This window comes from Nonomuraea helvata, assembly GCF_039535785.1.
GTDB classification, from domain to species: domain Bacteria; phylum Actinomycetota; class Actinomycetes; order Streptosporangiales; family Streptosporangiaceae; genus Nonomuraea; species Nonomuraea helvata.
On sequence record NZ_BAAAXV010000005.1, the window covers coordinates 34,735 to 59,662 of the forward strand.

24 protein-coding genes and 1 pseudogene are annotated in these 24,928 nt (G+C 68.6%); 17 read left to right on the plus strand and 8 right to left on the minus strand.

Translation table 11 applies throughout. From position 1 onward, the window contains the following. The first annotated feature begins 1 nt into the window (after nt 1). From fabI to ABD830_RS19560, 9 genes are all read left to right on the plus strand, one after another. Nucleotides 2-763 carry an enoyl-ACP reductase FabI gene (gene fabI / locus ABD830_RS19520; protein WP_344989031.1) on the plus strand — a complete coding sequence of 254 codons (762 nt, stop codon included), beginning with the start codon at nt 2-4 and terminating at the stop codon, nt 761-763. Beyond that, a complete protein-coding gene (locus ABD830_RS19525; protein ID WP_344989033.1) occupies nt 747-1,472 on the plus strand; it encodes a hypothetical protein in 726 nt (241 codons plus the stop codon). Before fabI ends, ABD830_RS19525 begins: the two co-directional genes overlap by 17 nt. Nucleotides 1,473-1,680: 208 nt before the next feature. Then, nucleotides 1,681-2,325, plus strand: coding sequence for a guanitoxin biosynthesis heme-dependent pre-guanitoxin N-hydroxylase GntA (gene gntA, locus ABD830_RS19530; protein ID WP_344989035.1), 645 nt, complete (start codon nt 1,681-1,683; stop codon nt 2,323-2,325). Nucleotides 2,326-2,553: 228 nt separating this feature from the next. Then, on the plus strand, nt 2,554-3,309 hold the full coding sequence (locus ABD830_RS19535; protein WP_344989037.1) for an AfsR/SARP family transcriptional regulator: 756 nt from the start codon (nt 2,554-2,556) through the stop codon (nt 3,307-3,309). Nucleotides 3,310-3,337: 28 nt separating this feature from the next. Beyond that, nucleotides 3,338-4,405 (plus strand): sugar phosphate nucleotidyltransferase, encoded by a 1,068-nt coding sequence (locus ABD830_RS19540; RefSeq protein WP_344989039.1) that lies wholly within the window; start codon nt 3,338-3,340, stop codon nt 4,403-4,405. Beyond that, nucleotides 4,398-5,771 (plus strand): class I adenylate-forming enzyme family protein, encoded by a 1,374-nt coding sequence (locus ABD830_RS19545; RefSeq protein WP_344989041.1) that lies wholly within the window; start codon nt 4,398-4,400, stop codon nt 5,769-5,771. Before ABD830_RS19540 ends, ABD830_RS19545 begins: the two co-directional genes overlap by 8 nt. A 4-nt stretch (nt 5,772-5,775) precedes the next feature. Continuing rightward, a complete protein-coding gene (locus ABD830_RS19550; RefSeq protein ID WP_344989043.1) occupies nt 5,776-7,044 on the plus strand; it encodes a cytochrome ubiquinol oxidase subunit I in 1,269 nt (422 codons plus the stop codon). Nucleotides 7,045-7,052: 8 nt separating this feature from the next. Continuing rightward, the gene (locus ABD830_RS19555) at nt 7,053-7,967 is read left to right on the plus strand and encodes a cytochrome d ubiquinol oxidase subunit II (protein WP_344989045.1); all 915 of its coding nucleotides are present in this window, start codon (nt 7,053-7,055) and stop codon (nt 7,965-7,967) included. Nucleotides 7,968-7,987: 20 nt separating this feature from the next. Next, a complete protein-coding gene (locus ABD830_RS19560; protein WP_344989047.1) occupies nt 7,988-8,851 on the plus strand; it encodes an aldo/keto reductase in 864 nt (287 codons plus the stop codon). A gap of 11 nt (nt 8,852-8,862) precedes the next feature. On the opposite strand, the gene ABD830_RS19565 is transcribed toward ABD830_RS19560, so the two are convergent. The 3 genes from ABD830_RS19565 to ABD830_RS19575 form a co-directional block, all read right to left on the minus strand. Beyond that, nucleotides 8,863-9,531, minus strand: a complete 669-nt coding sequence (locus tag ABD830_RS19565; RefSeq protein WP_344989048.1) for a response regulator — start codon at nt 9,529-9,531, stop codon at nt 8,863-8,865. Then, nucleotides 9,528-10,466: a sensor histidine kinase gene (locus ABD830_RS19570; protein ID WP_344989050.1), complete on the minus strand. Its 939-nt coding sequence runs from the start codon at nt 10,464-10,466 to the stop codon at nt 9,528-9,530. Before ABD830_RS19570 ends, ABD830_RS19565 begins: the two co-directional genes overlap by 4 nt. Before the next feature lie 189 nt (nt 10,467-10,655). Further along, the gene (locus tag ABD830_RS19575; protein WP_344989052.1) at nt 10,656-11,543 is read right to left on the minus strand and encodes a UbiA family prenyltransferase; all 888 of its coding nucleotides are present in this window, start codon (nt 11,541-11,543) and stop codon (nt 10,656-10,658) included. Nucleotides 11,544-11,775: 232 nt separating this feature from the next. Between ABD830_RS19575 and ABD830_RS19580 the strand changes: the two are divergent. Together ABD830_RS19580 and fabG are read left to right on the plus strand one after the other, a co-directional pair. After that, a pseudogene (locus tag ABD830_RS19580) lies at nt 11,776-13,092 on the plus strand (2-isopropylmalate synthase); the annotation flags it as partial. 35 nt (nt 13,093-13,127) lie between these two features. After that, entirely contained in the window at nt 13,128-13,832 is a 705-nt protein-coding gene (gene fabG / locus ABD830_RS19585; RefSeq protein ID WP_344989054.1) for a 3-oxoacyl-ACP reductase FabG, read from the plus strand. A 245-nt stretch (nt 13,833-14,077) separates the two neighbouring features. Here fabG and ABD830_RS19590 read toward each other — a convergent pair whose 3' ends face one another. Beyond that, on the minus strand, nt 14,078-14,806 hold the full coding sequence (locus ABD830_RS19590) for a LysR family substrate-binding domain-containing protein (protein WP_344989056.1): 729 nt from the start codon (nt 14,804-14,806) through the stop codon (nt 14,078-14,080). A 54-nt stretch (nt 14,807-14,860) separates the two neighbouring features. Here ABD830_RS19590 and ABD830_RS19595 point away from each other — a divergent pair, with 54 nt between their 5' ends. Both ABD830_RS19595 and ABD830_RS19600 read left to right on the plus strand, forming a co-directional pair. Next, a complete protein-coding gene (locus ABD830_RS19595) occupies nt 14,861-15,232 on the plus strand; it encodes a DUF5997 family protein (protein WP_344989058.1) in 372 nt (123 codons plus the stop codon). Between the two features lie 86 nt (nt 15,233-15,318). Then, nucleotides 15,319-16,149, plus strand: coding sequence for an SDR family oxidoreductase (locus ABD830_RS19600; RefSeq protein WP_344989060.1), 831 nt, complete (start codon nt 15,319-15,321; stop codon nt 16,147-16,149). Between the two features lie 310 nt (nt 16,150-16,459). On the opposite strand, the gene ABD830_RS19605 is transcribed toward ABD830_RS19600, so the two are convergent. Further along, nucleotides 16,460-16,687, minus strand: coding sequence for a hypothetical protein (locus ABD830_RS19605; protein ID WP_344989062.1), 228 nt, complete (start codon nt 16,685-16,687; stop codon nt 16,460-16,462). A gap of 377 nt (nt 16,688-17,064) precedes the next feature. Here ABD830_RS19605 and ABD830_RS19610 point away from each other — a divergent pair, with 377 nt between their 5' ends. Next, complete coding sequence (locus ABD830_RS19610) at nt 17,065-18,627, plus strand: alpha-L-arabinofuranosidase B (RefSeq protein ID WP_344989064.1); 1,563 nt, start codon at nt 17,065-17,067, stop codon at nt 18,625-18,627. A gap of 43 nt (nt 18,628-18,670) precedes the next feature. Here the strand turns inward: ABD830_RS19610 and ABD830_RS19615 are convergent, their stop codons facing one another. From ABD830_RS19615 to ABD830_RS19625, 3 genes are read right to left on the minus strand one after another with little or no spacing between them, the layout of a single operon-like run. Further along, complete coding sequence (locus ABD830_RS19615; RefSeq protein WP_344989066.1) at nt 18,671-19,756, minus strand: LacI family DNA-binding transcriptional regulator; 1,086 nt, start codon at nt 19,754-19,756, stop codon at nt 18,671-18,673. 30 nt (nt 19,757-19,786) lie between these two features. After that, nucleotides 19,787-20,647 carry a PfkB family carbohydrate kinase gene (locus tag ABD830_RS19620; RefSeq protein WP_344989068.1) on the minus strand — a complete coding sequence of 287 codons (861 nt, stop codon included), beginning with the start codon at nt 20,645-20,647 and terminating at the stop codon, nt 19,787-19,789. Between the two features lie 7 nt (nt 20,648-20,654). Beyond that, nucleotides 20,655-21,656 carry an SIS domain-containing protein gene (locus ABD830_RS19625; RefSeq protein WP_344989070.1) on the minus strand — a complete coding sequence of 334 codons (1,002 nt, stop codon included), beginning with the start codon at nt 21,654-21,656 and terminating at the stop codon, nt 20,655-20,657. Between the two features lie 234 nt (nt 21,657-21,890). Between ABD830_RS19625 and ABD830_RS19630 the strand changes: the two genes are divergently transcribed. The 3 genes from ABD830_RS19630 to ABD830_RS19640 are packed head-to-tail and all read left to right on the plus strand — an operon-like array spanning nt 21,891 to nt 24,922. Then, nucleotides 21,891-23,204 (plus strand): ABC transporter substrate-binding protein, encoded by a 1,314-nt coding sequence (locus tag ABD830_RS19630; RefSeq protein WP_344989072.1) that lies wholly within the window; start codon nt 21,891-21,893, stop codon nt 23,202-23,204. Nucleotides 23,205-23,216: 12 nt separating this feature from the next. Next, on the plus strand, nt 23,217-24,092 hold the full coding sequence (locus ABD830_RS19635) for a carbohydrate ABC transporter permease (RefSeq protein ID WP_344989073.1): 876 nt from the start codon (nt 23,217-23,219) through the stop codon (nt 24,090-24,092). Then, complete coding sequence (locus tag ABD830_RS19640) at nt 24,086-24,922, plus strand: carbohydrate ABC transporter permease (protein WP_344989074.1); 837 nt, start codon at nt 24,086-24,088, stop codon at nt 24,920-24,922. Before ABD830_RS19635 ends, ABD830_RS19640 begins: the two co-directional genes overlap by 7 nt. Nucleotides 24,923-24,928 lie beyond the last annotated feature (6 nt).

The following is a 24,928-nucleotide window of genomic DNA, read 5'->3' on the forward strand; positions in this document are numbered from 1 at the left end:
CATGGGACTCCTCGACGGCAAGAACATCCTCGTCACGGGCGTGCTGACAGACTCCAGCATCGCCTTCCACGTGGCCAGGATCGCTCAGGAGCAGGGCGCCAACGTGGTGCTGACCGGGTTCGGTCGGCTGGGCCTCGTCCAGCGCACCGCGCGCCGGCTGCCGGTGGCCGACACGCCGGTCGTCGAGCTCGACGTGACCGACGAGGGCCAGCTGGCCAGCCTCCCCGAGCGGGTGGGGCTGGACCGGTTGGACGGAGTGCTGCACGCCATCGCCTACGCCCCGGAGTCCGCCCTCGGCGGCACGTTCCTGGAGACGCCGTGGTCGGACGTCTCGACCGCGGTGCAGGTCTCGGCCTACTCCATGAAAGCGCTCACCACGGCCTGCCTGCCGCTCATGCCCAACGGCGGGTCCATCGTGGGTCTCGACTTCGACGCCACCGTGGCCTGGGCCAACTACGACTGGATGGGCGTGGCCAAGGCGGGGCTGGAGTCCTGCTCCCGCTACCTGGCGCGCTACCTGGGACCGCGCGGCGTCAGGGTCAACCTGGTGGCCGCGGGACCGCTGCGCACGGTCGCCGCGCGGAGCATCCCCGGCTTCGCCGACGTCGAGGCGGGCTGGGACGCGCGCTCAGCGCTCGGCTGGAAGGCCGACGACTGCGAGCCGGTCGCTCGCGCCTGTGTGTCGCTGCTGTCCGACTGGTTCCCCGCCACCACCGGAGAAGTGATCCACGTGGATGGAGGATTCCATGCGATGGGAGACTGACAAGGGAACGGCGACACGGATCGGCGCCGGGGCGGGAATCGCGGGAGTGTCGCTGGCGATGCTCAGCGCGATGGCCGTACTGGTTCTCATCCAGGACCCGTTCGCGGATGTGGCGCCATCTGTCTACATGAACGGCATCGCCGGCGCGAAAGGCCTGTGGGTGCTGCTGCACTTCGCGGTGACCATCGGGACGGCCCTGCGGCTGGCGGGCCTGCTCACGGTGGGTGAGGCATTCCACGGCACGGCGGCAAGACCACTGGCGGCGGCCGGCAACGGCCTCTCCGTCGCCGGCGTGGGCCTGCTGATCGTCACCTATGCCCGTGACGGCTACGTCCACCCGTTCCTGACCCAGGTCGCCACGGACACACCCGGCGTGCGGGACGCCATCTTCGCCGCCAGCGGCCGGGCCGCCTACTCCACCGAGATCACCGGAGTGCTGCTCGTGGCCGGCCTGGCGCCCATCGCCTACGGCCTGGCCATGCTCGTCAGCCCGCTGTACCCGCGGTGGGTCGCCTGGCTCGGCGTCGGCGGCGGGACCGGAGCCGTGGTCACCGCGGCCTACCTGTACGCGACCGGGCTGACCGACCTCGGTTACGGCGTGCTCTACCCGCTGTTCGGCATGCTCGTGCCCGCCGTGTGGTTGATCGCGGCCGCGCTGCCGCTCTGGAGGGCGCCCGCCCGGGCGGCCGTCGCGACGCCCGCGAGGTAGCCGGCGTGGCACACCGTGCCCGGAGATCTCGATGCCCACGGCCTTCTCCCCGACGACGTGGAGGGGGCCGAGGGCCCGGATCCCTGGGCGCCGTCGACCAGATCATCACACCACGCGTGACCACGAACGCGGTCGCGCGGACCATCGGCCGCGGGATCGCCGTTCGTGGCGCGCGGCGACATCCCTTTCTGACCTTGGAGCATCCGGCATGGATGATGACGTCTACGCCGCCCTTGCCGCGTTCATCGAACAGGACGACTTCGTCTGCCTCGGAGCCAGGGCCGCGCTGCACAGGAAATCCATCGTTCACCACCACTACCCGGAGCTGGGAGAGCTGGAGTCTGTGCGTGCGCACCACCGCGACGTGCTCGATTTCCTCGAGTCCTTCGAGCCGTCCGCGCGCAGCTTCACCTCCTTCGTGGCGACGTTCGAGGAGCCGGGTGAGCTGACCGAGGACGAGTACGAGACGCTGCTGTGGCGGCACCTGCAGGCCATGCACGACCTAGACTCCGAGCGTTTTCCGTGGAACGACCAGTACAGCTCCGACCCCGAGTCCGCTGACTTCGCCTATTCTGTCGGCGCCCACCCGTTTTTCGTGGTCGGGCTGCACTCGGGCGCGTCCAGACCGAGCCGCCGGTTCGGCAGACCCACCCTGGTGTTCAATTCGCACATCCAATTCAACGCGCTCGGCATCAAGTTCTTCAAGCTGCGCACCAAGATACGCGGCAGAGAACGCTCTTTCCACGGCTCGCCGAACCCCAGTTTCATAGCCTACAAGGACGAGGCGCGCCATTACGGCGGCCGGTTCACCGAGCCGACCTGGCGCTGCCCGTTCACCCCCAAGACCGACTGAACCAGCGCCAAGAGTGAGGCGGGACCCATGGCGGTCCCGCCTCACTCGTGTTCGCGTATCGGACGTCGGACCGCCGGTACTCCTTTCGATACCCCGGGACGATCCTCCGTCAATACCTCTTGTCTGCCCGTCTCGGGGCTGGCTACGGTCATTTTGTTCGAGTCAGGAAATGGCCCGAGATTGGAGTTCAGCCGCATGGTCGAATTCAAGGTCCTCGGTCCTCTGGAAATGAGATCAGAGGAACGGGTATGGCGCCTTACCGCACCCCGTCAACGGCAATTGTTCGGCCTTCTGCTGCTCAATGCGAACCGGGTCGTCGACGTCGAATCGCTCATCGTTGAGTTGTGGGGTGACAACCCTCCGAAGAGCGCTGTCACCACGATCCAGACGCATGTCTACCAGCTCCGCCGGTTCTTCGACCACGAAGCCGGCCTGCCCCTCGGCGACGAGCTGATCGTCACCCGCCCGCCCGGCTACCTCGTGTCCGTTCCCGAGGAGAGCGTGGACGTGTTCGCCTTCCGCCGGATGGTGCAGGAGGGGCGCGCGTGCGCGGCGGCGGGGCGCGTGGAGGAGGCATCCCGCCGCTGGCGGCAGGCACTCGACCTGTGGTCCGGCCACCCCCTGACCGACGTCATGCCCGGCCCCGTGCTGGAGGCCCACCTCGCCGATCTCGAAGAGACGCGGCTGCGGGTGCTGCAGCTGCGCATCGAGGCTGACCTGGAGATCGGCCGGGGCCGCGACCTGATCGGAGAGCTGCGCTTCCTGGTGGCGACCAACCCGCTCAACGAGTGGTTCCACGGACGGCTGATGGAGGCCCTGTGCCAGGTGGGGCGGCGCGAGGAGGCGCTGGGCGCCTACCAGGAACTGTACGCCGTACTGGACCGGGAGCTCGGTCTGGAGCCCTCCCGCGAGCTGCGCCAGCTCAGATACCGCATGCTGCACGCGCAGGGCGCCAGGCGCCGCGTGCCCATCGGCGCCGCTTGACAGACGAACTCGTGGAAAGGTGCAGCCTGTGAAGGCTCTCGTGCTGGCGGGGCGGACAGGGACGATGTCGCGCCCCTACGGCGACGCCGTTCACGTCGCCAACCGCCCCGTGGTGAGCTACGCGCTCGAGGCGATCAAGAAGTCCGGAATCTCCGAGGTGGGCATCGTCGTAGACCGGCACGACGACCCGATCAGGAAGGCTGTCGGCACCGGCGCCGCCTTCGGCCTCGACGTCACCTACATCCGGCAGGACCGCGCCCTGCTCGGCCTGGGCATCCTGCTCGCCCGGGACTTCCTGGACGAGGACGACTTCCTGGTCCTGCACGGCGGCGAGGTCGTCCTCGACGACGTCCCCGGCCTGGTCGCCGAGTACGAGCGGAGCGACAGGGCCGAGGCCGTGGCCATGGTGGGCGACCTCGCCAAGGCCGGCAGCGGCCCGGTCGCCCTGGTCGACGAGCACGGCCACCTGGCCGGCATCACCGAGGGGCACGGCCACCCGGCCTTCGACCGCGCGCTGGTCGGCGCCTACGTCTTCAGCCCCGCCATCCACCAGGCCGTGATGTCGGCCGGGCCCACCTGGTACGGCGGCTACGCGCTCACCGATGCGGTGTCCTGGATGATCAAGCACGGCGCCACCGTGCTGGCCTACTCTGCCCGCGGCTACTGGAACACCGTCGGCTGCGTCGACAACGTGCTGGACTGCAATCGCGAGCTTCTGCGCCGCATCGACCCGCTGATCCTCGGCGAGGTGGACGACGACAGCGAGCTCATCGGACCGGTCCTGGTGGACGCCGGCTCCACGGTCCGCGGCTCCCGCGTGGTCGGCCCGGCCATCATCGGCGTCGGCACCAGCGTGAGCGGCAGCACGATCGGTCCGCACACGTCGCTCGGCCCCGACTGTCAGGTCAAGGACAGCACGGTCGAGGACACCATCGTGCTGGAGGGCGCCACGCTGCACGGGGTCGGGCCGGTCCGCGGCTCGCTCATCGGGCGTGACGCTCACGTCGGCGCGGGCCCCGCCGGATCACGGCTGGTCGTGGCCGACCGCAGCCGGATCCTGCTGACCGCCGCCACAGGGGAGGAGACCCGTGGTTGACGTCCTGCGGCCGTCCGCGGTCGAGAAGCAGGCGCTCGGCCTGGTCGCCCGGCTCACCGAGCTGGGCGTCCGGGCCGGCGACCGCGTGTTGCTGACCGGGGAGAACTCCTCCCCTTTCGTCGCCGCGCTGCTGGCGCTGTGCCACCTCGACGCCTCGATCGTGCTGGCCGATCCGCAACTGGCCGCCGACCAGCTCGCCACCATGAGCGACGTCTCCGGGGTGCGCTGGGCGGTCACCGACGCGCCCGCCAGGATCCCGCTGCCCCCGCGGAGCGTGCTGGACCTCGCCGAGCCTGACGGGCCCGCCGCCACGGCACCCGCGACGATCTCCCTGGAGGCGTGGGAACGCCGCCGGGACGGGGTGGTCATGTGGTCCTCGGGGACCACGGGATCCCCGAAGGCCGTGGTCAAGTCCGGCCACGCCGTGATGGAGAACTCGCGCGTGACCGCCGCCGCGATGGCTTACGCGCCGCACGACGTGCTGGCGCCGCTGCTGCCGTTCTCCCACCAGTACGGCATGTCGCTGCTGCTCATCTGGTGGCTGACCGGCTGCCGGCTGCTCGTGGCGCCCTACCGCCGGCTGGAACGCGCGATCGCGGCCGTCGCCGAGTCGGGGGCCACCGTCGTCGACGGTACCCCGCCCACCTACCACGGCCTGCTCACGCTCCTCGCCCGCGACCCGGCCCTGCTGGGCAGGCTGGAGAAGGTCCGGATGTGGTGCGTCGGCGGCGCGCCGCTCAACCGCCCGCTGGCCGAGCGCTTCCGCGCCACCACTGGGCATCCCCTGCTCGACGGCTACGGCATGACCGAGACGGGCAACATCGCCCTTATGCTGCCTGATCAGCTTGAAGGCTGCGGCAGGCCGCTGCCTGGGGTGAGGGTCCGTGTCCAGGGCGATCCTGGCGAGATCGAGGTGCAGACCCCCGGCAGGCTGGAGGGATACCTGCGGCCCGACGGCAGCCTGGTGCCCTTCGAGGACACCTGGTTCCGCACCCGCGACCTCGGCCGGCTCGACGACAACGGCGTGCTCCACGTCTACGGCCGGATGAACGCCGTGCACCGGCTCGGCCACACGCTCTACCCGGAGTACCTGGAACGCCGCGCCGAGGAGTGCGGCGCCCCGGTCAAGGTCGTCGCCGTCGACGACGAGCGGGCCGGGTCGATGCTAGTGTTCTTCGTCCAGGACAGCGAACGGGACGAGCGCCACTGGCGCGCTCGTCTGCGCGCCCTTCTGGCATCCTACGAGCGTCCCAACGCGGTGGTGATGCTGCCTCGCTTTCCCGTCAACCGCAACGGCAAGGTCGACGTCAGCGCGCTGCGGGAGCTGGCCGCCGAGACGCTGAAGGGCTATCCAGGTGGACGTTGAGGTCATGACCCGGTTGGAGTTCGCGATCACGGTCGGTTTCCACTGGCTGTTCGTGCTGCTCACGCTCGGGCTCGCACCGATCATCGCCTACATGCAGACCCGCTACGTCATCGGCCGCAACCCGCGCTTCGAGCGGATGACCCGCTACTGGGGACAGATCTACGTCGTCAACTACGCGCTCGGCATCGCCACCGGGCTGGTGATGGAGTTCCAGTTCGGGCTGTCGTGGAGCGGGCTGTCGGCCTTCGCCGGCAACGTCTTCGGCGCGCCGCTGGCGATGGAGACGCTCGTGGCGTTCTTCGCCGAGTCGACCTTCCTCGGGCTGTGGATCTTCGGATGGGGAAAGCTGCCCAAGGTCGTGCACCTGCTCCTCTTCTGGGCGGTCACCGCGACCGCCTACGCCTCCACGTACTGGATCCTGGTGGCCAACGGGTTCATGCACCACCCGGTGGGCGCCGAGATCCGGAACGGCAGGGCCTACCTGACCGACTTCGCCGCCATGCTGACCAACCCCAACGCGCTGTACGCCCTGTGGCACATCGTGTCCGCGGCGCTGGTCGCCGGGGGCGGGTTCGTCGCCGGGGTGAGCGCCTATCAGTTCCTCCGGCGCACCTCCGAGGTGCCGTTCTTCCTCAGCTCCGCCCGTGCCGGGCTGGCGGTGGCCGTGCCGTTCTCCATCGCGGTCGCCGAGACCGGGTTCCGGCAGATCCCACCGCTGCACGCCTTTCAGCCGATGAAGATGGCGGTGCTGCGCGAGGTGCTGCTGCCCGAGGATCGCGGGCCGTACACGGTGGCGCAGGTCCAGGCGGAGCTGGCCGCCCGGCTCGGGCCCGGCGACTACGCGCCGCCCGGCTGGATCGCCGGCGCCTACGACTTCATGATGACCTCGGCGTTCTTCATCGTGGTGCTCTCGCTGTTCGGCGCCGTCTGCCTGATCGGCAACGCGCTGGCGCGCTCGCGCGGCGTCGCGTTCCTCGTCATGCTCATCGTGCCGATCCCGTTCGTGTCGTCCACGCTGGGCTGGCTCGTGCGCGAGGTCGGCCGTCAGCCCTGGGCGGTGTACGGCCAGCTCCTGACCTCCCAGGCCCGCTCGCCCCTCTCCCCCGGGGTCGTGCTGGTCTCGCTGATCGGCTTCAGCACGGTGCTCGCGGCCCTGGCGATCGCGAACTGGTCCCTGATCGTGCGTTACGCCCATCGCGGCCCGCGCGACACCGACCTCCGCGGGCAGGAGGCGCTCCCCCACAAGGAGTCTCCGGTCGCGCTCCAACTGTGAGGGAAGGCATGGAAACGATCTGGTTGGCCCTGCTCGGAGCCCTGCTCGCTGGGTATCTGGTGCTCGGCGGTTACGATTACGGCGTGCAGCTGCTGCACGCGGCGCTCTCGCGCGGCGAGGGCGAGCGGCGGCTGGCGCTCAACACCTTCGGCCCGTTCTTCCTGGGCAACGAGGTGTGGCTGGTGGCCTTCGCCGGGGTGATGGCCGGGGCGTTCCCCCACGCGGAGGCCGCGCTGCTGCCGTCCCTCCACCTGCCGGTGGCGGGGCTGCTCGGCGGTGTCGTCGTGGGCACCGTGGCCGTCCAACTGCGCAGCAGGCATCGCTCCCGTCCTGCCCGCGTGCTCTGGGGCGCGCTGGCCGCGGCCGGCGGACTGGTCGCCGCGGCGGGCTGGGGGCTGCTCACCGGCATCCTGCTGGGCGGTTCCTCCGCGCGACTGTTCGTGCTGCTGTGCGCGGTGGCGACGTTGACGCTCTTCGCCGGGCATGGGGCGGCGTTCCTGGCGATGCGGAGCGGTGGCCCGCTGCGCGGGCGGGCGCTGCGCGCAGGTGTCCCGCTGCTGGCCGCCGCGGCTGCGGCGATCCTGGCCGCCGCGGGCGTGGGCGCGGTCACACATCTGGCGGCAACGGGCTGGATCCTGGCCGCGCCCCCCGCGGTCCAGGTCGTCCTGCTCCTGCTCGGCACCTTCGCGCTCCGGCGCGAAGCCCCGGTCTGGGCGTTCGCGGCCACCTCCGGTGCCGCCGCGTTGATGGCGCCGATCATCCTGGCCGCATCCGGTGCGGGCATGAGCCTGGCCGAGACCGCCGCCGACCCCACCACCCTGCGCCTGCTGCTTCCGGTCGCGGTGCTCGTGATCCCGCTGCTGCTCACCCTGCAGGCAGTGGGCTGGTGGGCCTTCCGCGACCGTCCCCCCACATACCTGTGAATGCTGACGGAGGTGCTCTCGTGCGCCATAGAAGACTGGGCAGGAACGGGCCGGTCTCATCGTGTGTCGGCCTGTCGATGTGGGCCTCGCCGGGGCGCGTGGACCCCGACGCCTGGATCGAGACGGTCCACTACGCGATATCGTCGGGCATCACGCTGCTCGACGTCAGCGACATGGACCCCGACAGCGAGCTGGCTCCCCTCATCGGACGCGCGGTGAACGTCCGACGCCAGGACCTGCTGCTGGCGGCGGCCGCGCCTCACGTGGAAGGTTCCATGTACCTGCGGCGCCGCTGCGATCATGCTCTGGCCCGGTACAAGGTCGACTACCTCGACGTCTACTACCTGCGCGCGGACCTCTCGACCCAGGTCGAGAGCGGCGTCACCGAGCTGGCTGAGCTGGTCCGCGAGGGGAAGATCCGCCACATTGGGCTCCTTGGCGGGACCCCGCACCAGTTACGGCGCGCCCATGCCGTACATCCGATGACGGTGCTGGCCACGGAGTACTCGGTCGTCTTCCGTGAGGCGGAGCGCGAACTGCTGGACGTGGCGCGGGAGCTGGACGTGGGCGTCGTGGCCCGCTGCCCCTTCGCCCGCGGCCTGCTCGGCGGGCGCCTGCGCTTCCCGGACATCAGGGACGAGCGGCGCGCCGAATCCGTGCAGCGCATGGTGCGGGAGGCGGAGTCGATCGCGGCCGATCTGAACGTCGGCATGAGCCGCCTGGCGCTGGCCTGGCTGCTCTCACGCAACGACGATGTCGTCCCGCTGCCGAGCGCTCTCGACCCGGTCCAGCTCGAGATGGACATCGCCGCCGTCGACGTGCTGCTGACCCAGGAGACCTGTGACCGCCTGGCCCTCGTCTTCGATCCGGAGGGCGCCACGTGAGATGGCAGGCGCTAACCGAAGCCCTTCGGCATCGCGCCGGGATCCTGCCTGATGCTGATCAGCGACGCGGCGACCGCCCGGTTGACGGCGTCGATGCGGGAGACGGCACCGAGCTTGACGAAGACGTTGCGCAGGTGCCGCTTGACGGTGGCCTCGGTGAGCCCGAGGTGCCGGGCGATCTGCAGGTTGCTCAGCGCCTGCGCGGCCAGCTCCAGGACCTGCCGCTCCTTGTCGGTGAGGATGTTCTGGGCGGGCGCGTGGATCTGGGCCATGCTGTCACGGGAGACGGCCAGCACAAGGCGCTCGGGATCGTTGACGACGCTCCTGATCGCGGAGATGACCTCCTCGCTGTGCACGCTCTTGAGGAGGTAGCCCCGGATCCCGGCCGATAACAGCCGCCGCAGCAGCTGCGGGCCGTCATACATGCTGAGCACGATGATCTTGGTGTCGGGCGAGCTGGTACGGATCTTGTCGACGGTGTCGAGCACGTCGTCGCCGGGAATCTCGATGTCGAGCATGACCACGTCCGGCCGCTCCTCTCTGACCAGAGCCACCGCCCCGCCCGAGTCGCCGGCTTCACCGATCACCCGCAGGTCCTCGCAGGTCTCCAGAATCTCGCGCAGCCCCTCCCGGAAGAGGGTGTGGTCGTCGACGATGCCTACCGTGGTGGGCGTGCTCATTGGGCGTCACTCCTGGGCATGCAGAGCTCCACCGACGTTCCCCTGCCCGCCTCGCTCGACACGACGACCGAGCCGCCGAGCAGTTCGGCCCTCTCGCGCATGGACTGCAGGCCCATCCCGGAGGAGGCGGGCCGCTCCCTCGGGATGCCGCGCCCGTTGTCCTGCACGATCCCGCGCAGCTCGTGCGGCGCGATGTCGATCCTGATGAGGATCATTGACGCGCGCGCGTGCGCGAGCGCGTTGCGCACGGCCTCGCGGACGATGAGGAAGGACTCGTCACGGACGTCGGGTAAGGCCCACTCCTCGTCGCCGTTGATCTGCAGGCGCACGTCCACGTCGTGGGTGTCGACGGTCTCGAGGTAGCCGAGCAGAGCCTTCTCCAGGCTCTTGAGCGAATCGTGCGGATGCAGCTCGGAGGTCACCTGGCGCAGTTTGCGCATGGCCTCCTGGATGGCCTGCTCGGCGAGCTTGACGTTGTCCGAGGCACGTACGGGCTCGGCGACCCGGTTGCGCTGGTACAGCTCGAGCTGCTGGTGGGCGACGCTGACACCGTACCCGATGCGGTCATGAAGGTCCCTGGCGATCCTGCGCCGCTCCTCCGTCTGCACCGTGTGCACCCTGTTGAGCAGGAAGCTGGTGTAGCTGGCCGACGCTGCCCGGATCCTGGAGGAGATGGCCTGTTCCAGGGTCAGAGCGGCGATGGTGAACAGGCGGGGATAGTCGGGGCGATTCTCCAGAGCGATGCTCAGCGCCGGCAGCGCCACCTTGAAGAAGACCGAGGCAGCGTCCAGCGACTCCTTGGGATGGACTCCGGCCTCGGCACGGTCGGTGCCGATGTCCCAGGCCAGCGGGCTGATGGTGGTGTCGGTCGGGATCTGGCCGGCCTCCAGCGCCGCGAAGACGTCATCGAGAATCTCGTTGGCGTTGTCAACCAATTGCTGAAGGGTCGCCGGCTCTCGTACCAGCGTGGAACTTTCCAATTTGAGTCGGTGTGTGTATTCGCAGAGAATCTGCTTGCCGCAGCCTCCCCTGAGGGCTGCGAAACTTTCTACCTCGTCCTGCGGATGCCTCCCCAAGGCCCTGCCTCCGGAACCTAGGAAACCGGATGGCCCATTTTTACCTAATTAGGCGGCCCAGGCAACAGGTGATATGGCGATAGATCCAACTAAAATCAGATGAACAACATACTGCGTCATCATGTACGTGCGATACGGACGGCGGCGGCGAGATCGGCTGCCCCGCGAGATCGGCCCCAGGGTGACGACGACCAGCGCGACCGCCCCTGTGGTCATGATCGCCGCCGCGGCCACCAGGGGCAGCTGGAGAGCCAGCACGGCGGCGGTGAATCCGCAGGCTATGCCGAGCGCGGCCAGGGCTGCGAGCACCCGGACAGTGCGCTCACCACGCGTGACACTGAGAGTCCTACGGCCGGCGGCGGCGTCGCCCTCGATGTCGGACAGGTCCTTGGTGAGTCCGCCGACCAGGCCGGTCCACAGGGAAACCGCGGCCGTGAACACGACGAGCACCTCGATCTGGCGCACCCACCCGTCGGTCTGGGTGAGGAAGCCGGCCGCGTACGTCATCAGGCTCGCGGCGATCCCGATCGCGGCGGTGCCGGCGGTCGTGCGCTTGAGATGGAACGGAGGCCCCGAGTACATGTAGCCCATCAGCAGGATCACCGGCACCATCCAGCTGACGGTGGCGGGGAGGCTCAGCGCTCCGACGAGGGCGGCGAGTGTGGCCGCGCCCGTGACGCCGAGCGCGGTGCCGGGGGTCAGCAGACCCCGGGCGATCGGCCGTGCCGATCCGTTGGCCCGGTCCTCCTGGCGGTCTTCGACACCGTTGAACAGGTAGACGGCGAAGATCACCAGAATCCAGACCAGCAAGGCGCACAGCACCTGCAGGCACGTGCCGCCGTTGGCGCCGAGTACGCGCTCGCCCAGCACCGCGCCGACGGCGAAGCGCAGAGTGAACAGGGCCAGCACCGAGGGGCGGGTCTCGACCACGCACATGCGCAGCAGATTGACCCCGTGTCCAATACGAGCGGGTAGAGAGAGTAGGGAAGAGGCGTGTCCAGCGGGCATAACGCGAGGCTGCAACAGAAATCGGCGGAAGTTAAGTGGAGCATGAAAGGTGACAACCCGACTACAACTTCCGATACATTCACCCCTACTTGATGATCGGGAACCTCCGGGTTAGCGTCAATCCGGCCGTGCTATCCATCAGAGAATGGAGAACCCTGGCATGCGGCATTCCAAAATGGCCGCCAGACGCTATGCAGAATTCGTCCCTCTGACCCTTCCCGACCGCTCCTGGCCAGATCGACACTTGACAGCTGCGCCCCGATGGTTGTCAACCGATCTCCGTGACGGCAACCAATCGCTGGCCAAGCCTATGGACCCCGGCAGGAAGCTCGCCATGTTCGAGCTCCTGGTGGAGATGGGCTACAAGGAGATCGAGGTCGGCTTCCCCGTCGCCAGCAGGGATGACCATGTATTTGTCCGCATGCTCATCGAAGAGGAGCGCATTCCCGACGACGTCTGGATCAGCATCCTGGTTCCCGCTCGCGACGAGATGATCGCGCAGAGCATCGAAGCCCTGCGTGGCGCGCCGAGGGTCACCTTTCACCTCTACAACTCCCTCGCGCCGACCTTTCGCAAGCTGGTCCTGACGATGTCCCGGACGGAGTGTAAAGACCTTGCCGTCCAGGGCACGCGGCTGATGATGAAGCACGCCGAACGCGCGCTGGCGCACTGTGACCTTCGGTTCCAGTACTCGCCCGAGGCGTTCAACGAAACGGAGCCGGATTTCGCGGTCGAGGTCTGCGAAGCCGTGCTGGACGTCTGGCAGCCTGACGCCGAACGGCAGATGATTCTCAACTTTCCCGCGACTGTCGAACGCTCCCAGCCTCACGTGTTCGCCGACCAGATCGAATGGCTCAACCGTGCGCTGTCGCCGCGCGAGCATGTATGCCTGTCCATCCACCCGCACAACGATCGCGGCACCGCCGTCGCCGCGACCGAACTGGCGCTGCTGGCCGGAGCCGAGCGCGTCGAGGGGTGCCTGTTCGGCAGCGGCGAGCGCGCCGGCAACGTCTGCCTGGTCACGCTCGGTATGAACCTACTGCTCCAGGGCATCGACCCGGGGATCGACTTCTCCGACATCGACCGGATCAAGGCGGTGGCCGAGGACTGCACCGCCATGCCTGTGCCGCCGCGGTACCCGTACGCGGGCGAACTCGTGTACACGGCATTCTCCGGCTCACATCAGGACGCCATCAAGAAGGGTCTGGACGCCATGGCCCAGTGCGCCGCCGAGACCGGTGTTCCCGTCGAGGAACTGCCGTGGCAGGTGCCGTACCTGCCGTTGGATCCGCGCGACATCGGCCGCTCGCACGAGTCGATGGTGCGTATCAACAGCCAGTCGGGCAAGGGCGGTGTCGCCTACGTGATGGCCATGCATCACGGGGTGGAGGTCGAGCACGGGAGGCGGCGCGAGTTCGCCGATGTCGTCCAGTCGCTGGCCGACGACGAGGGCGGCGAGATCAGCCCCGACCGCATCGGCGCGGCCTGGGACGCCATGAACGGTGGTACGTCATGAGCCGCTCCGTGCTGGTCACCGGTGGCAACCGCGGCATCGGCCTGGCCGTCGCCCGCGCGTTCGCCCGCGACGGCGACAAGGTGGCCGTCACCCACCGCGGCGTCGAGCCGCCCGAGGGCCTGGCGGGCTGCCGGTGCGACGTGACCTCGGCCGACGACGTCGACCGCGCCGTCACCGAGGTCGAGACGCTGCATGGTGCGGTGGAGGTCCTCGTGGCCAACGCCGGGATCACACGCGACAAGCTCTTCCTCCGCATGACTGAGGAGGACCTGGAGGCCGTGCTCGACACCAACCTCAAGGGAACCTTCCGGGTCACCAGGCGCGTGGTGCCCGGGATGCTCAAGGCGCGGCGCGGGCGGATCGTGTTCGTCTCCTCCTCAGTGGGGTTGCGCGGCGAGCGCGGGCAGAGCAACTACGCGGCCTCCAAAGCGGCGCTGATCGGGCTGGCACGGTCGCTGGCGTGGGAGCTGGGGCCCCGCGGCATCACCGTCAACGTCGTCGCGCCCGGGCTCACCGACACGGACATGACAGCGATCCTTCCCGAGCAGCGCATCCGCGACATGTGCGCCGAGACGCCGCTGCAGCGAATGGCGGCGCCGGAGGAGATCGCGGAGGTGATCCGCTTCCTGGCCTCACCGGCCGCCTCCTACCTCACCGGAGCGGTCATTCCCGTCGACGGCGGCGCCTCCATGGGCCACTGACTCCGCCTGGGTGATGCGTCCATCTCCAGCTCCACAGCGCTACAGGACAGTCCGGCGCGCCGACAGTTTCAGCCCTCGGGTGGACGACCATGGCGACGGTCTCGCCGATGTCGAGGTGCCGGACCGCCTCGGCTGAGGCGTCCGACCGGGCGGTGTGGATCTGGCGAAGGAGACCGGGTCGGGGGCGAGGCCGGTGTGGACTCGGCGAGGACGGGCATTGTGCCGTTCGGGTTCGGGGCTGCAGGTTACCGAGGCCGGTAGCCCTTTCTTTTGCGGCTGGTCGGCGTGGCCCGGCGGGCGGCGCCGTTCCGTGTGGGTTTCTGTGCCTGCTTTTGTGCCGGTTTCTCCGCAGGGGAGGCCTGGGTACGGCCCCGCGAGCTGTTCGCCGTCCGGCCGCGGACGATGCCGATGAAGTCCTCCACCAGGTCGGTGGTCGCGTCCGTGGGCCAGGCCAGCGCCACCTGAGACTGCGGCGCGTCCAGCACCGGCCGGTACGTGAGATCCCTACGGTGGTGGAGGCGTGCGAGCGACTGGGGGACCAGAAGAAGCCCGGCGCCGGAAGCCACGAGCTCGACCGCCTCCGCCGTCGTGGCCGGGCGGGTGAACGCGGGCAGCCCGGGCCGGACCGTCCACTCGATGGTGTCGTCCAGAGGGTGGAGCACCTCGTCGTCGGCCAGGTCGGCGATGGTCACCTCGTCGGCGGCGGCCACCGCGTGGTCCTTGGGCACCACCACCACCGTGGTCTCCATGTAGAGAGGGATCACGCTGAGCCCGTCGCGGTCTACCGGCAGCCTGACGAATCCGGCGTCGGCGCCGCCATCCCGCAGAAGTCCCACCACCTCGGCGGCGGGAACCGTGGCCAGGGTGAGCGGTACGCCGGGCATCCTCTCGGTCCAGATGTTGACCCATTTCGCGGGCGTCACCCCGGGCACATACGCCAGCCGAAATGCCTTGCCGGTCTCACCATCAGTCACTTCCTCAGCGTACCGATGTCTGAGAACCCGTTCCGACTGACTACTCTTGGCACCATGCCCTCGTCCAAACCGAAGACCGTCCAGACGATGAAGCCCGAGACCGCGGCCAAGAAGCTGGGCGTCCTCCTCTCGGCCACTCCCGCCGAGTTCCAGTCGGGTGTGGTCTCCAGGGACGAGCTGAACGCGTTGCAAGCGACGCCACCGGCCTGGCTCGCTGACCTGCGCCGCAACGGCCCGCACCCCAAGCAGGTCGTCGCCGCGAAGCTCGGGGTCTCCATATCCGGGCTGGCCAGAGGCGGGATCACCGAACCGCTCACCACCGATGAGATCAACGCGCTCAAGGCGGAAAATCCGGCATGGCTGGAGCGCGAGCGGTCCGTCCAGGCCGAGACCCGCAAGGAAGCGCTCCGCCTCAAGCAGCGCTAGACGGCTGAGATTCCGCACGTCTCCGACTCGGAGACGAGCCCGTCGGATGAGCCCCCGGAGTGGCCGGTCAACTAGGGTGACCGGCCATGAGAATCCTCATCGTCGGCGGTAGTGGCTTTCTCGGCCGTGAGCTGGCTCGACAGTGCCTGCCGGCAGGGCACGAGGTTGCTGCGACGTATCTGACCCGGCCTGGACAGACCACCGGTCTTGAGTGGTTGCCGCTCGATGTGCGCCGACGCGAGGATGTCGATGAGCTGATCGGCGCCTTCCGGGCAGAGGTGGTCATCAACGCCGCGTACCGTCAGGCGGATTGGGCGACCACGGCGATCGGCGCCGCGAACGTGGCTCTGGCTGTCTCCATGGCGGGCGGACGCCTCGTCCATGTGTCCAGCGACGCGGTCTTCTCCGGCGCTGCGATCCGCTATGACGAGACGTGTGTCCCTGACCCGATCACCCCGTACGGCGCGGCCAAGGCCGCCGCCGAGACAGCGGTGAGCGCGATCGTGCCGGCTGCGGTGACAGCTCGGACATCCTTGATCATTGGCGACGGTGATTCCCCGCATGAGGCCCTGGTGCGTTCACTGGCCACCGGCAGGGCGAGAGGGGTGCTGTTCACTGATGACGTGCGGTGTCCCGTGCATGTCGTTGACCTTGCTGCGGCGCTTCTTGAACTCGCCGCATCCGAGCATCGCGGTGTCCACCACGTAGCTGGAGCCGATGCGGTAAGCCGGTACGAGCTCGGGCTGCTCATCGCTCGCCGCGATGGCCTCGACGCGGATCATTTGCCTTCAGGCCGACGGGCGGACACCAGGTTGCCCGGCCCTATGGACGTGCGCTTGGACTGCGCCATGACTCAGCGGCGGCTTCGGACCACGTTGCGCGGAGCTCGGCAATTTCTGGGTGACGGTCAGCGGTGATCGCGACCTGCACGGCGGGAGATCGTCGCCGAGAGCAAGAACCATGAACCTGCCACAGTGCATCCGATATATCCCGGATGCGGCAAGGACGCACCCGGGCCCTCATGCGACCGCCCACGTCACTGTGAAGTCCACTTGAGTCAGCTCCTCGGTGGCGGAAGGTGAGCCCGCACTTTGGGGGCCATCTTGCCGAATCCCCCCGATGAAGATCAAATGGCGGCGCTGCTGAGCGGCTTCATCAGCGGGTGTTGGTCCTGCTTCTCTTCGGTGTCATAGTGCGGGAGGGGGGTGGAGGTGCGCCGTTGGCAAATCACCGAGAGAACCCATGGCCGTTGGACACGTTCCTGGCCCGATTGTCCAAGGAGCCGAGCCCGATGCCCACGATGCCGAGGAGCACCTGAGCCTTGCTGTCCGCCCGGTTCAGCTCTTCGCGGGCCTCTGCCAGTAATTGCGCGCCATAGGCGCACGCATCCTGCTCGGCGAGTTGCCGGGGGTCGGGCCTTTGCCGGGAAAGGGCCTGGGTGATGCGATGAAGCATGCCTCCAGCTTCGCATCGGCGTAGCCGGTCGCCACGCCGAACGCGGTCGATTGGGGATTTCGGACGATCTCTCAAGCTTCGCGCTATTTCGCAATTAACGTGAAACTTTCACAATTCAGCGGAAACCTTGACGCAACATGCGCTTCCGTTCCATAGTGAGCCAGTCAACCCACGAGCACATCGCGGAGGCCGTCCCAAGCGCAGTAATGTTAACGCTAACACAGCAATCCACCTTCCGCCCCTGTCGTGATGTCACAGGTCAGCGGGCATATCGTCAATCGCGCAGTCGCATGGCGGCCGCTCGCGCCTTTCGGTTAACGACCCATGCCTAAAACTCCCCGGCATCCGCGGCACCCCCTGAAAGGCAGAGGTTCATCATGATTGTCCGGTCCGGATTCCGGCAGCTCAAAAAGGCACTGCTGTCCGCGGGTGCGGCCGTCGCGCTCGCCGCAGGCCTGCTGGCCGGCATCTCCACGCCGACACAGGCCGCGACGTCGCAGGCGTGTGACATCTACGCCTCCGGCGGCACCCCCTGCGTGGCGGCGCACAGCACGACCCGTGCCCTGTACGGCTCCTACAACGGCGCGCTGTACCAGGTGCGCCGCGCCTCGGACAACACCACCCGGGACATCGGTCTCCTGAGCGCGGGCGGATACGCCAACGCCGCCACGCAGGATTCGTTCTGTGCCGGTACGACCTGCCTCATCACCATCATTTACGACCAGTCCGGTCGGGGTAACCACCTCACCCAGGCGCCCCCCGGCGGGTTCCAGGGCCCGGCTCCGGGCGGATACGACAACCTCGCGAACGCGACCGCGGCGCCGACCATGATCAACGGCCACAAGGCGTACGGCGTCTTCGTCGCCCCCGGCACGGGCTACCGCAACAACAACACCAACGGCATCGCGAGGGGGGACCAGCCGGAGGGGATGTACGCGGTCTTCGACGGCACGCACTACAACGGCGGCTGCTGCTTCGACTACGGCAACGCCGAGACCAACAGCCGTGACAACGGCAACGGCACCATGGAGGCCATCTACTTCGGCAACATCAAGGTCTGGGGCTACGGCACGGGCAACGGCCCCTGGGTCATGGCCGACCTCGAGAACGGCCTGTTCTCCGGAGTGAACGCCGGTTACAACTCGAACGACCCCAGCGTGAACTACCGCTACCTGACCGCCATCATCAAGGGCGAGCCGAACCACTGGGCGATCCGAGCCGGCAACGCGCAGTCGGGCAACCTGTCGACCTTCTACAACGGGCCGCGCCCCAACGTCGCGGGCTACAACCCGATGAAGAAGGAGGGCGCCATCATCCTCGGAATCGGCGGTGACAACAGCCACGGCTCCGCCGGCACCTTCTACGAGGGCGTGATGACGTCCGGCTATCCGTCGGACGCCACCGAGAACGCGGTGCAGGCCAACATCGTCGCCGCCGGATACACGACCTCAACGGGCGGCCCGGGCGGGACGCTCACCCCCGGCTCGTCGATCTCGCTGCGCGCGACGACGGCCTGCTGCACCGGCCGCTACATCCGTCACCAGAACGGCCAGGTCATCACGTCGGTGATCACCTCGTCCAGCTCCTCCGGCGACAAGGGCGACGCCACGTGGGTCGTACGCAACGGTCTGGCCAACAGCTCATGCGTGTCGCTGGAGTCGAAGAACTACCCCGGCGACTTCCTGCGCCACCAGAACTACCAGTTGTACCGGCAGCACAACGACGGCAGCTCACTGTTCGCCTCGGATGCCACGTTCTGCCCGCAGTCCGGCCAGAACGGCCAGGGCGTCTCGTTGGCCTCCTACAACTTCCCGGACCGGTACATCCGTCACTACAGCAACACTCTCTACATCGCCAGCAACGGCGGCTCGCACACCTTCGACAGCTCCTCCCTCTGGGCTGACGACGTGAGCTGGGTCGTCGACCAGCCCTGGGCGTAGACGAGCCGAGCGGAGTCGTCCCCGGTCCACGGGGACGACTCCCCTATTCGGGCGGTGCGGCCACCGAGGCGCGCTGGATGAGCTGGGAGCGCAGGGTGTGCATGGTGCGGGCCGGCTCGGCGCCGCCCAGGATGTCGAGGAGGACCTCGGCCGCCTTGGCGCCGAGCTGGTGCACCGGCTGGGCGATCATCGTCAGGGGCGGGTCCATGACCGCCGCCCACGCACTGTCGTCGAATCCGATCAGCGCCACGTCGTCCGGGTACGAAAGCCCCGCCTTCCGCAGCGCGCGCAGGGAGCCGGTCATGCCGTCCGTCTCCGTGCAGAACACGGCGGTGACCCGGTCGGGGAGGGCGAGCATGCGGCCGACCTCCCCCACCACCCGCTCCTCCGTCTTGGGCCCGGCCATCACCAGCTCGGGATCGAACGGGATGTGCGCGTCGTCGAGCGCGTCGAGGTAGCCGCGCAGCCGCTCGCCGTCGGTCCACAGGCTGGCGGAGGCCGCCGCCAGCAGCTCGCGCCTGGTCGACGGCGGCTGCGCCACCGGCGGACCCCACACGAACCCGATGCGGCGGTGACCGGCCGCGATGAGCACCTCGACCGCCTCACGGGCGGCGTCGCGGTTGTCGATGACGACCGCGTCGAGGTCGAGGGCGGCCACCGCGCGGTCGACGAGCACGACGGGGATGCCCCGGTCCATGGCCGCCCTGATGTGCGCGACCTGGTCACGGTCGAGGGCGGCCGAGGAGACGATGACGCCGTCGACCCGCTTGTCGATGAGCACGTTGGTGGCCGCGATCTCCTGCTGGAGGTTCTCGTACGTGCTCAGCACGATCACGTCGAACCCCCGGGCCCGCGCGGTGTCGGAGATGCCCCGCAGCAGCCCCGCGAAGAAGGGGTTGCCGATGTCGGCCACGATCACGCCGAGGGTGTGGCTCACGCCGGTCGACATGCTGCGCGCGAGCGCGTTGGCGCGGTAGCCGAGTTTCTCGGCCGCCGCGAGCACCCGCGCGCGCAGCTCGGGGCTGACGTATCCGTAGCCGCCGAGCGTACGGGCCGCCGTGGCGCGGCCCACGCCGGCCTCCGCCGCGACCTCGGAGATCGTCGGCCCCTGGCCACGGTCCGCTGGCATGGATCCCTTCCCCCGTTCCTGATCAGCCCATCACATCGTAGTCAGCCGGCCGTGGCCGAAGGCCCCCTCGACGAAGCACTGGTCGCGGGCCGATGCGGCCCCGCGGCGCAGCGCCCGCGCGATCTGGCCGGGCTCCGGCCGGGCCGCCGAGGTCCAGCCGTCGCGCAGCAGCGAGGCGGCGAACCCGGCGAGGAAGGCATCGCCGCAGCCCATCGTGTCGACGATGCCGTCGGCGTGCTGCGCGGGTGCGCCCACCGGGGCGTGGCCGTCGTGGGCGACGGCGCCGCCCACGCCACGGGTGCCGACCGCGAGCCGGGCGCCCCGCCGTACCGCCTCGGCGAGGAGGTCGGCGGTGGCGGCCTCGTCGAGGTCGGAGCAGGACAGCAGCACGAGGTCGGCGTGCGGGCAGACGCGGTCCAGGTAGGCGGGACCGCGGTACTCCTCCTCGCTGGACAGGTCGAAGCTGACCAGCGTGGGGAGCGCTGCCAGCTTCGGCAGCTCGGGCTCGCTGCGCGAGTAGACGCTCGAATGCACGAGGTCGAAGCCGCTCACGTAGCCGAGCAGGCCGTCGTCGAGCACCAGGGGCTCCCGAACGGTGACGCCGCCGCCGTTCCAGCCGAGGAAGACGCGATCGCCGTCGTCGACCCGGAGGTGGGAGACGCCGCTCTCGCCCTCCCGGACGACGCACCGGTCGATGGAGACCCCCTCCGCGGCGATCGACTCCCGCAGGAAGCCGCCGAGCGAGTCGTCGCCGAACACGCCCAGGTACGCCGACTCGAGGCCGAGGCGGCGGGCGTAGACGGCGACGTTGACGCTGTTGCCGCCGGGGTAGTCGACGCCGCGGTCGATGAACCGGTCGACGATGTTGTCGCCGAAGCCGAGCACTCGCATGAGGACCTCAGTAGTCCATGACCCGGTAGTAGCGGCGCAGGTCGAGGGAGTGGTCGCGGACCCGCTCCAGGTGCTTGCTGACGCGGCTCATCACGGTGTCGAGGACGAGGGGCGCGAGCAGGCCGCGGAACTCGGGGCTGATCCCGGTGAGCGGGTAGTCGCGGGTGTCGAAGACGGTCACGTCCTTGGAGACGCGCCGCGCGAAGGCCTCGGCGCGGTCGGTGAGCGGCCGCGTCTCGTCCTCACCCTGGAAGATGATCACGCTGGTGTTCTCCTCGATCAGCTCGAGCGAGCCGTGGAAGAACTCCGCGCTGTGCACCCTGGTGGTGCGGAGCCACTGCATCTCCTCGAGGATGCACATGGAGTAGAGGTACGTGAACCCCCAGAGGTTCCCGCCGCCGATGAGGAAGTGGTAGTCGCTGTCCTTGTGGGCCTCGGCGAAGGCGGCGGCCACCGGCTCGGCCTGCTTGGCGACCTCGACGAGGATCTCCGGGATGCCCGCGAACTCGGCGGCGAACTTCTCGTATCCGTCGAACTCGCCCCGGCGCGACAGCAGCCGCGTCATGAACAGCAGCAGCTGCATGTCGAAAGGCCAGGTCTTGGGCTGCGAGACGAGCGCCGTGTCCACCTTCGTGGCCACGGGCGAGTCGGCGTGGCCGGTGAAGGAGACCGTGTGGGCGCCCTTGGACTTGCAGTACTCGATGGCGCGGATGGTGTCGTCGGTGGTGCCGGAGACCGAGGTGAAGATCGCCACGGTGTCCTCGCCCAGGCGGGCGTCACCGGAGACGATCAGCTCGGCCGCGATCGCGGCGCGCACGTCGAAGGTGGAGCTGCGCCGGGCGAGGTGCTCGTACGGCCACATCTGGGCGTAGGTGCCGCCGGCGCCGACGAGGAGCACGTGCTTGAACCCCTCGTTCACGAGCCGGTCGACCAGCTCCTCGATCTGTGGACGCAGGCCCACCGCGCTCGTCACCTGGGAGACAAATTCCGGCTCGTTGAACCCGAGCATCTTCGCATCCTTTCCCGGGGAAATGTCACGTGACCGACCTGATACCGGTATCACGCGGCAGTCACGTTGGCACAGCGAGCCGGCTCCCGTCAAACACCAGAGCCATGAACAGGGCTTACAGCGGCGGATCCGGGTCCGGCGAGAAAAGATCTTGGCGCTAGGGCTGGTACCGGTATCAGACGCACTGTAAGGTCGGCCAACACCAAAGGCGTTCCTGAAAGAGAAAGGAAGCCCATGCGCCCTCGCGCACTGCCGACGTTCGCGGCACTCATCGGGACACTCACGCTGGCCGCCTGCTCAGGCGGCGGCTCCGCGCAGGCCCCGGCGGCCGACCCGGCCGCCAAGGCGGAGTTCTCCGGCACGCTGAGCGTGCTCACGAAGTTCGCCGGCGACCCGACGGACTCGTACTTCGAGAGCCTCGCGGCCGAGTATCAGAAGAAGCACCCGCAGGTGAAGGTCGAGCTGATCCAGGAGACCGACCAGAGCGTCAAGGACAAGCTCAAGACCCTCACGGCCTCGGACGCGCTGCCCGACGTCTACTTCACCTGGACGGGCAACTGGGCGGACAACTACATCCGCGGCGGCCGCGCGGCCGACCTCACCAAGGTGATCGGCCCGGACACGGAGTGGGGCAAGACGTTCAGCCCCGGCTCGCTGGCCGCCTTCGCCCGCGACGGGAAGAACTACGGGATCCCGCTGTACGGCAACGGCAAGTTCATGGGCTACAGCAAGAGCGCCTTCGCCAAGGCCGGGATCGAGGCGCCCAAGACGTTCGAGGACCTCATCGCCGCCTGCGGGCCGCTGCGCAAGGCCGGGTACGAGCCCATCGCCTTCGGTAACAAGGACGGCTGGCCCGCCCTGCACTACCTGCAGCAGCTGTTCGCCTACAACGTGCCGGACGCCGTGCTCCAGGCCGACTTCGTCCCGGCCACGGCCAAGCTCGACAACCCCGGCTACATCACCGCGCTCAACCAGTTCAAGACGCTGGTCGACCAGTGCACGGACACGAAGAGCGGCACGAACGGCGTGCTGTACTCCTCCGCTCAGGAGGCCTTCGCCAACGGCAAGGCCGCCATGTACTACCAGGAGATCCTGGAGTTCGACAACGCGACGTCGAGCAAGCTCAAGGCCGAGGACTTCGGCATCTTCCAGCTCCCGGTCCCGAAGAGCGCCCCCGGCGACCCGACGGTCCTGGAGGGTTCGCCCGAGGGGTACCTGGTCAACGCCAAGTCCCCCAGGATCCCGCTCGCCGTCGACTTCATGAAGTTCGTCACGAGCGCGCAGAACGCCAAGACGCTGTCCGCGCCGCCGTACGGACAGCCCAGCACGGTCGTCGGAGCGGTCACGCCGGAGACCTCGAGCAAGGCCGTCTACGAGGGCGTCCAGCAGGTCAACAAGGCGCCGAAGCTGGCCATCTGGCTGGACATGGTCACCGTGCCCGAGGTGGCGGACGCGTGGCTGGCCGGCGGCGAGGCGATCGTCAGCGGTGGCAAGACCGCCGAGCAGGTGCTCGAAAGCGTGCGCCAGGCCTCGGCCCAGGCCAAGTAGGGGAGAGCGTACGTGCGCGCCACGCTCAGGCTCGTGTGGGTTCTGCCGGCCCTCGTGCTGGTAGGAGTGTTCGTCTACCTGCCGCTCGTGCAGAACCTGCAGTTCAGCACGCTCAAGTGGGACATCTACAGCGGCAGCCAGGAATACGTCGGGCTCGACAACTACGTCAAGCTCGTCGACGACCCGGTGTTCTGGACGTCGCTGGGGAACAACGTGCTGTACGCGGTGGTCTCCATCGTGTTCCAGGTGTTCGGCGCGCTCCTGCTCGCCGCGCTCATCGAGAGCATCGGCAGCGAGCGGTGGCGGCGTGGCCTGCGCGCGGTCTACTTCATCCCCTCGGCGATCTCGCTGACCGTCGCGGGGCTGCTGTTCTACTTCGTGTACGAGCCGAACCTCGGCCCGCTCAACCACGCGCTCAAGGCCGTGGGCCTCGGCCAGTTCGCCCAGGCGTGGCTGGGCCAGGAGAGCACGGCCATGTCCGCGATCGTCGCGATGAGCCAGTGGCAGGGCTTCGGCTACTCCACGCTGCTGTTCGCGGTCGCGATCCAGCGCATCCCCTCGGAGATCTACGGCGCCGCCGCCATCGACGGCGTCGGCGCGGTCCGCCGGTTCTTCCACGTGACGGTGCCGCTCGTGCGCGAGATGACGGGGCTCATGGCGATCGTCACCATCTCGGGCGCGTTCCAGGTGTTCAACGAGGTCATGGTGATGACCGCCGGCGGGCCGAACAACTCGACCCAGGTGCTGGGCACCTGGCTGTACCGCAGCGGGTTCGTCCGCAACAACTTCGGCTACGCCGCCGCGATCGCGACCGTGCTGTTCGCGATCACGCTCGGCATCGCGGTGGCACAGCTGTGGGTCACCCGCAGGAGAAGGGTGGAATGGTGACGCGCCTGAGCTTCCTCGGAGTGATCGCCCGCGTCTTCATGTGGGCCTTCCTGCTGGCCCTCGCGGTGGTCGTGCTCTATCCGCTGCTGTGGATGACGCTCAACGGGTTCAAGACCAACGCCGAGCTGTTCGGCGACCCGTTCGCGCTGCCCCTGCACTGGAGTTTCGACAACTACGCGAAGGCGTGGAACCGCGGCGTCAGCGACTACCTCACCACCAGCGTGCTGGTCACGCTGACCTCGACGGTCGCCACCGTGCTCATCAGCGCGTGGGCCGCCTACGGCCTCACCCGCGTGAACATCCCCCTCAACAGGACGCTCACGGCGGCGATACTCGGCGGGCTCATGCTCGCCCCGACCGTGGCGCTCGTGCCGCTGGTGAAGATGTTCCAGGCGATGGGGCTGTACAACACGTTCTGGGCGCTGCTCATCCTCTACACCGCCTTCCGCGTCCCGTTCACGACCTTCCTCATCCGCGCGTACATGATCGACCTGCCCCGCGAGGTGGACGAGGCGGCCGAGATGGACGGCGCGGGCCGGTGGACGGCGTTCTGGCGGATCATCCTGCCGATGTGCAAGCCGATCCTCACCTCGACGGTGCTGCTGCACATCCTCTTCACCTGGAACGAGTACCTCTTCGCGATGATCTTCACCAGCGGGACCGGCGTGCAGACCCTCCCCGTGGGCCTGACCAGCCTGATGAGCAAGCACGGCACCGAGTACCCGGTCGTCTTCGCCGGGATGGTGATCGCGGCGCTCCCCGTGGTCCTGCTGTTCTTCCTCGGCCAGCGCTACATCATCAAGGGTCTCGCCGACGGCGTCGGCAAGTAGGGAGCG

Excerpts from the sequence above, each read along its gene's own strand:
- ABD830_RS19610 (WP_344989064.1), top strand. The coding sequence starts at position 17,065 with ATGATTGTCCGGTCCGGATTCCGGCAGCTCAAAAAGGCACTGCTGTCC.
- gntA (WP_344989035.1), top strand. The coding sequence starts at position 1,681 with ATGGATGATGACGTCTACGCCGCCCTTGCCGCGTTCATCGAACAGGAC.
- ABD830_RS19575 (WP_344989052.1), bottom strand. The coding sequence starts at position 11,543 with ATGTGCGTGGTCGAGACCCGCCCCTCGGTGCTGGCCCTGTTCACTCTG.
- ABD830_RS19600 (WP_344989060.1), top strand. The coding sequence starts at position 15,319 with ATGAGAATCCTCATCGTCGGCGGTAGTGGCTTTCTCGGCCGTGAGCTG.
- fabG (WP_344989054.1), top strand. The coding sequence starts at position 13,128 with ATGAGCCGCTCCGTGCTGGTCACCGGTGGCAACCGCGGCATCGGCCTG.
- ABD830_RS19550 (WP_344989043.1), top strand. The coding sequence starts at position 5,776 with ATGACCCGGTTGGAGTTCGCGATCACGGTCGGTTTCCACTGGCTGTTC.
- ABD830_RS19595 (WP_344989058.1), top strand. The coding sequence starts at position 14,861 with ATGCCCTCGTCCAAACCGAAGACCGTCCAGACGATGAAGCCCGAGACC.
- ABD830_RS19630 (WP_344989072.1), top strand. The coding sequence starts at position 21,891 with ATGCGCCCTCGCGCACTGCCGACGTTCGCGGCACTCATCGGGACACTC.
- ABD830_RS19565 (WP_344989048.1), bottom strand. The coding sequence starts at position 9,531 with ATGAGCACGCCCACCACGGTAGGCATCGTCGACGACCACACCCTCTTC.
- ABD830_RS19640 (WP_344989074.1), top strand. The coding sequence starts at position 24,086 with ATGGTGACGCGCCTGAGCTTCCTCGGAGTGATCGCCCGCGTCTTCATG.
- ABD830_RS19620 (WP_344989068.1), bottom strand. The coding sequence starts at position 20,647 with ATGCGAGTGCTCGGCTTCGGCGACAACATCGTCGACCGGTTCATCGAC.
- ABD830_RS19555 (WP_344989045.1), top strand. The coding sequence starts at position 7,053 with ATGGAAACGATCTGGTTGGCCCTGCTCGGAGCCCTGCTCGCTGGGTAT.
- ABD830_RS19525 (WP_344989033.1), top strand. The coding sequence starts at position 747 with ATGCGATGGGAGACTGACAAGGGAACGGCGACACGGATCGGCGCCGGG.
- ABD830_RS19605 (WP_344989062.1), bottom strand. The coding sequence starts at position 16,687 with ATGCTTCATCGCATCACCCAGGCCCTTTCCCGGCAAAGGCCCGACCCC.
- fabI (WP_344989031.1), top strand. The coding sequence starts at position 2 with ATGGGACTCCTCGACGGCAAGAACATCCTCGTCACGGGCGTGCTGACA.
- ABD830_RS19625 (WP_344989070.1), bottom strand. The coding sequence starts at position 21,656 with ATGCTCGGGTTCAACGAGCCGGAATTTGTCTCCCAGGTGACGAGCGCG.
- ABD830_RS19615 (WP_344989066.1), bottom strand. The coding sequence starts at position 19,756 with ATGCCAGCGGACCGTGGCCAGGGGCCGACGATCTCCGAGGTCGCGGCG.
- ABD830_RS19535 (WP_344989037.1), top strand. The coding sequence starts at position 2,554 with ATGAGATCAGAGGAACGGGTATGGCGCCTTACCGCACCCCGTCAACGG.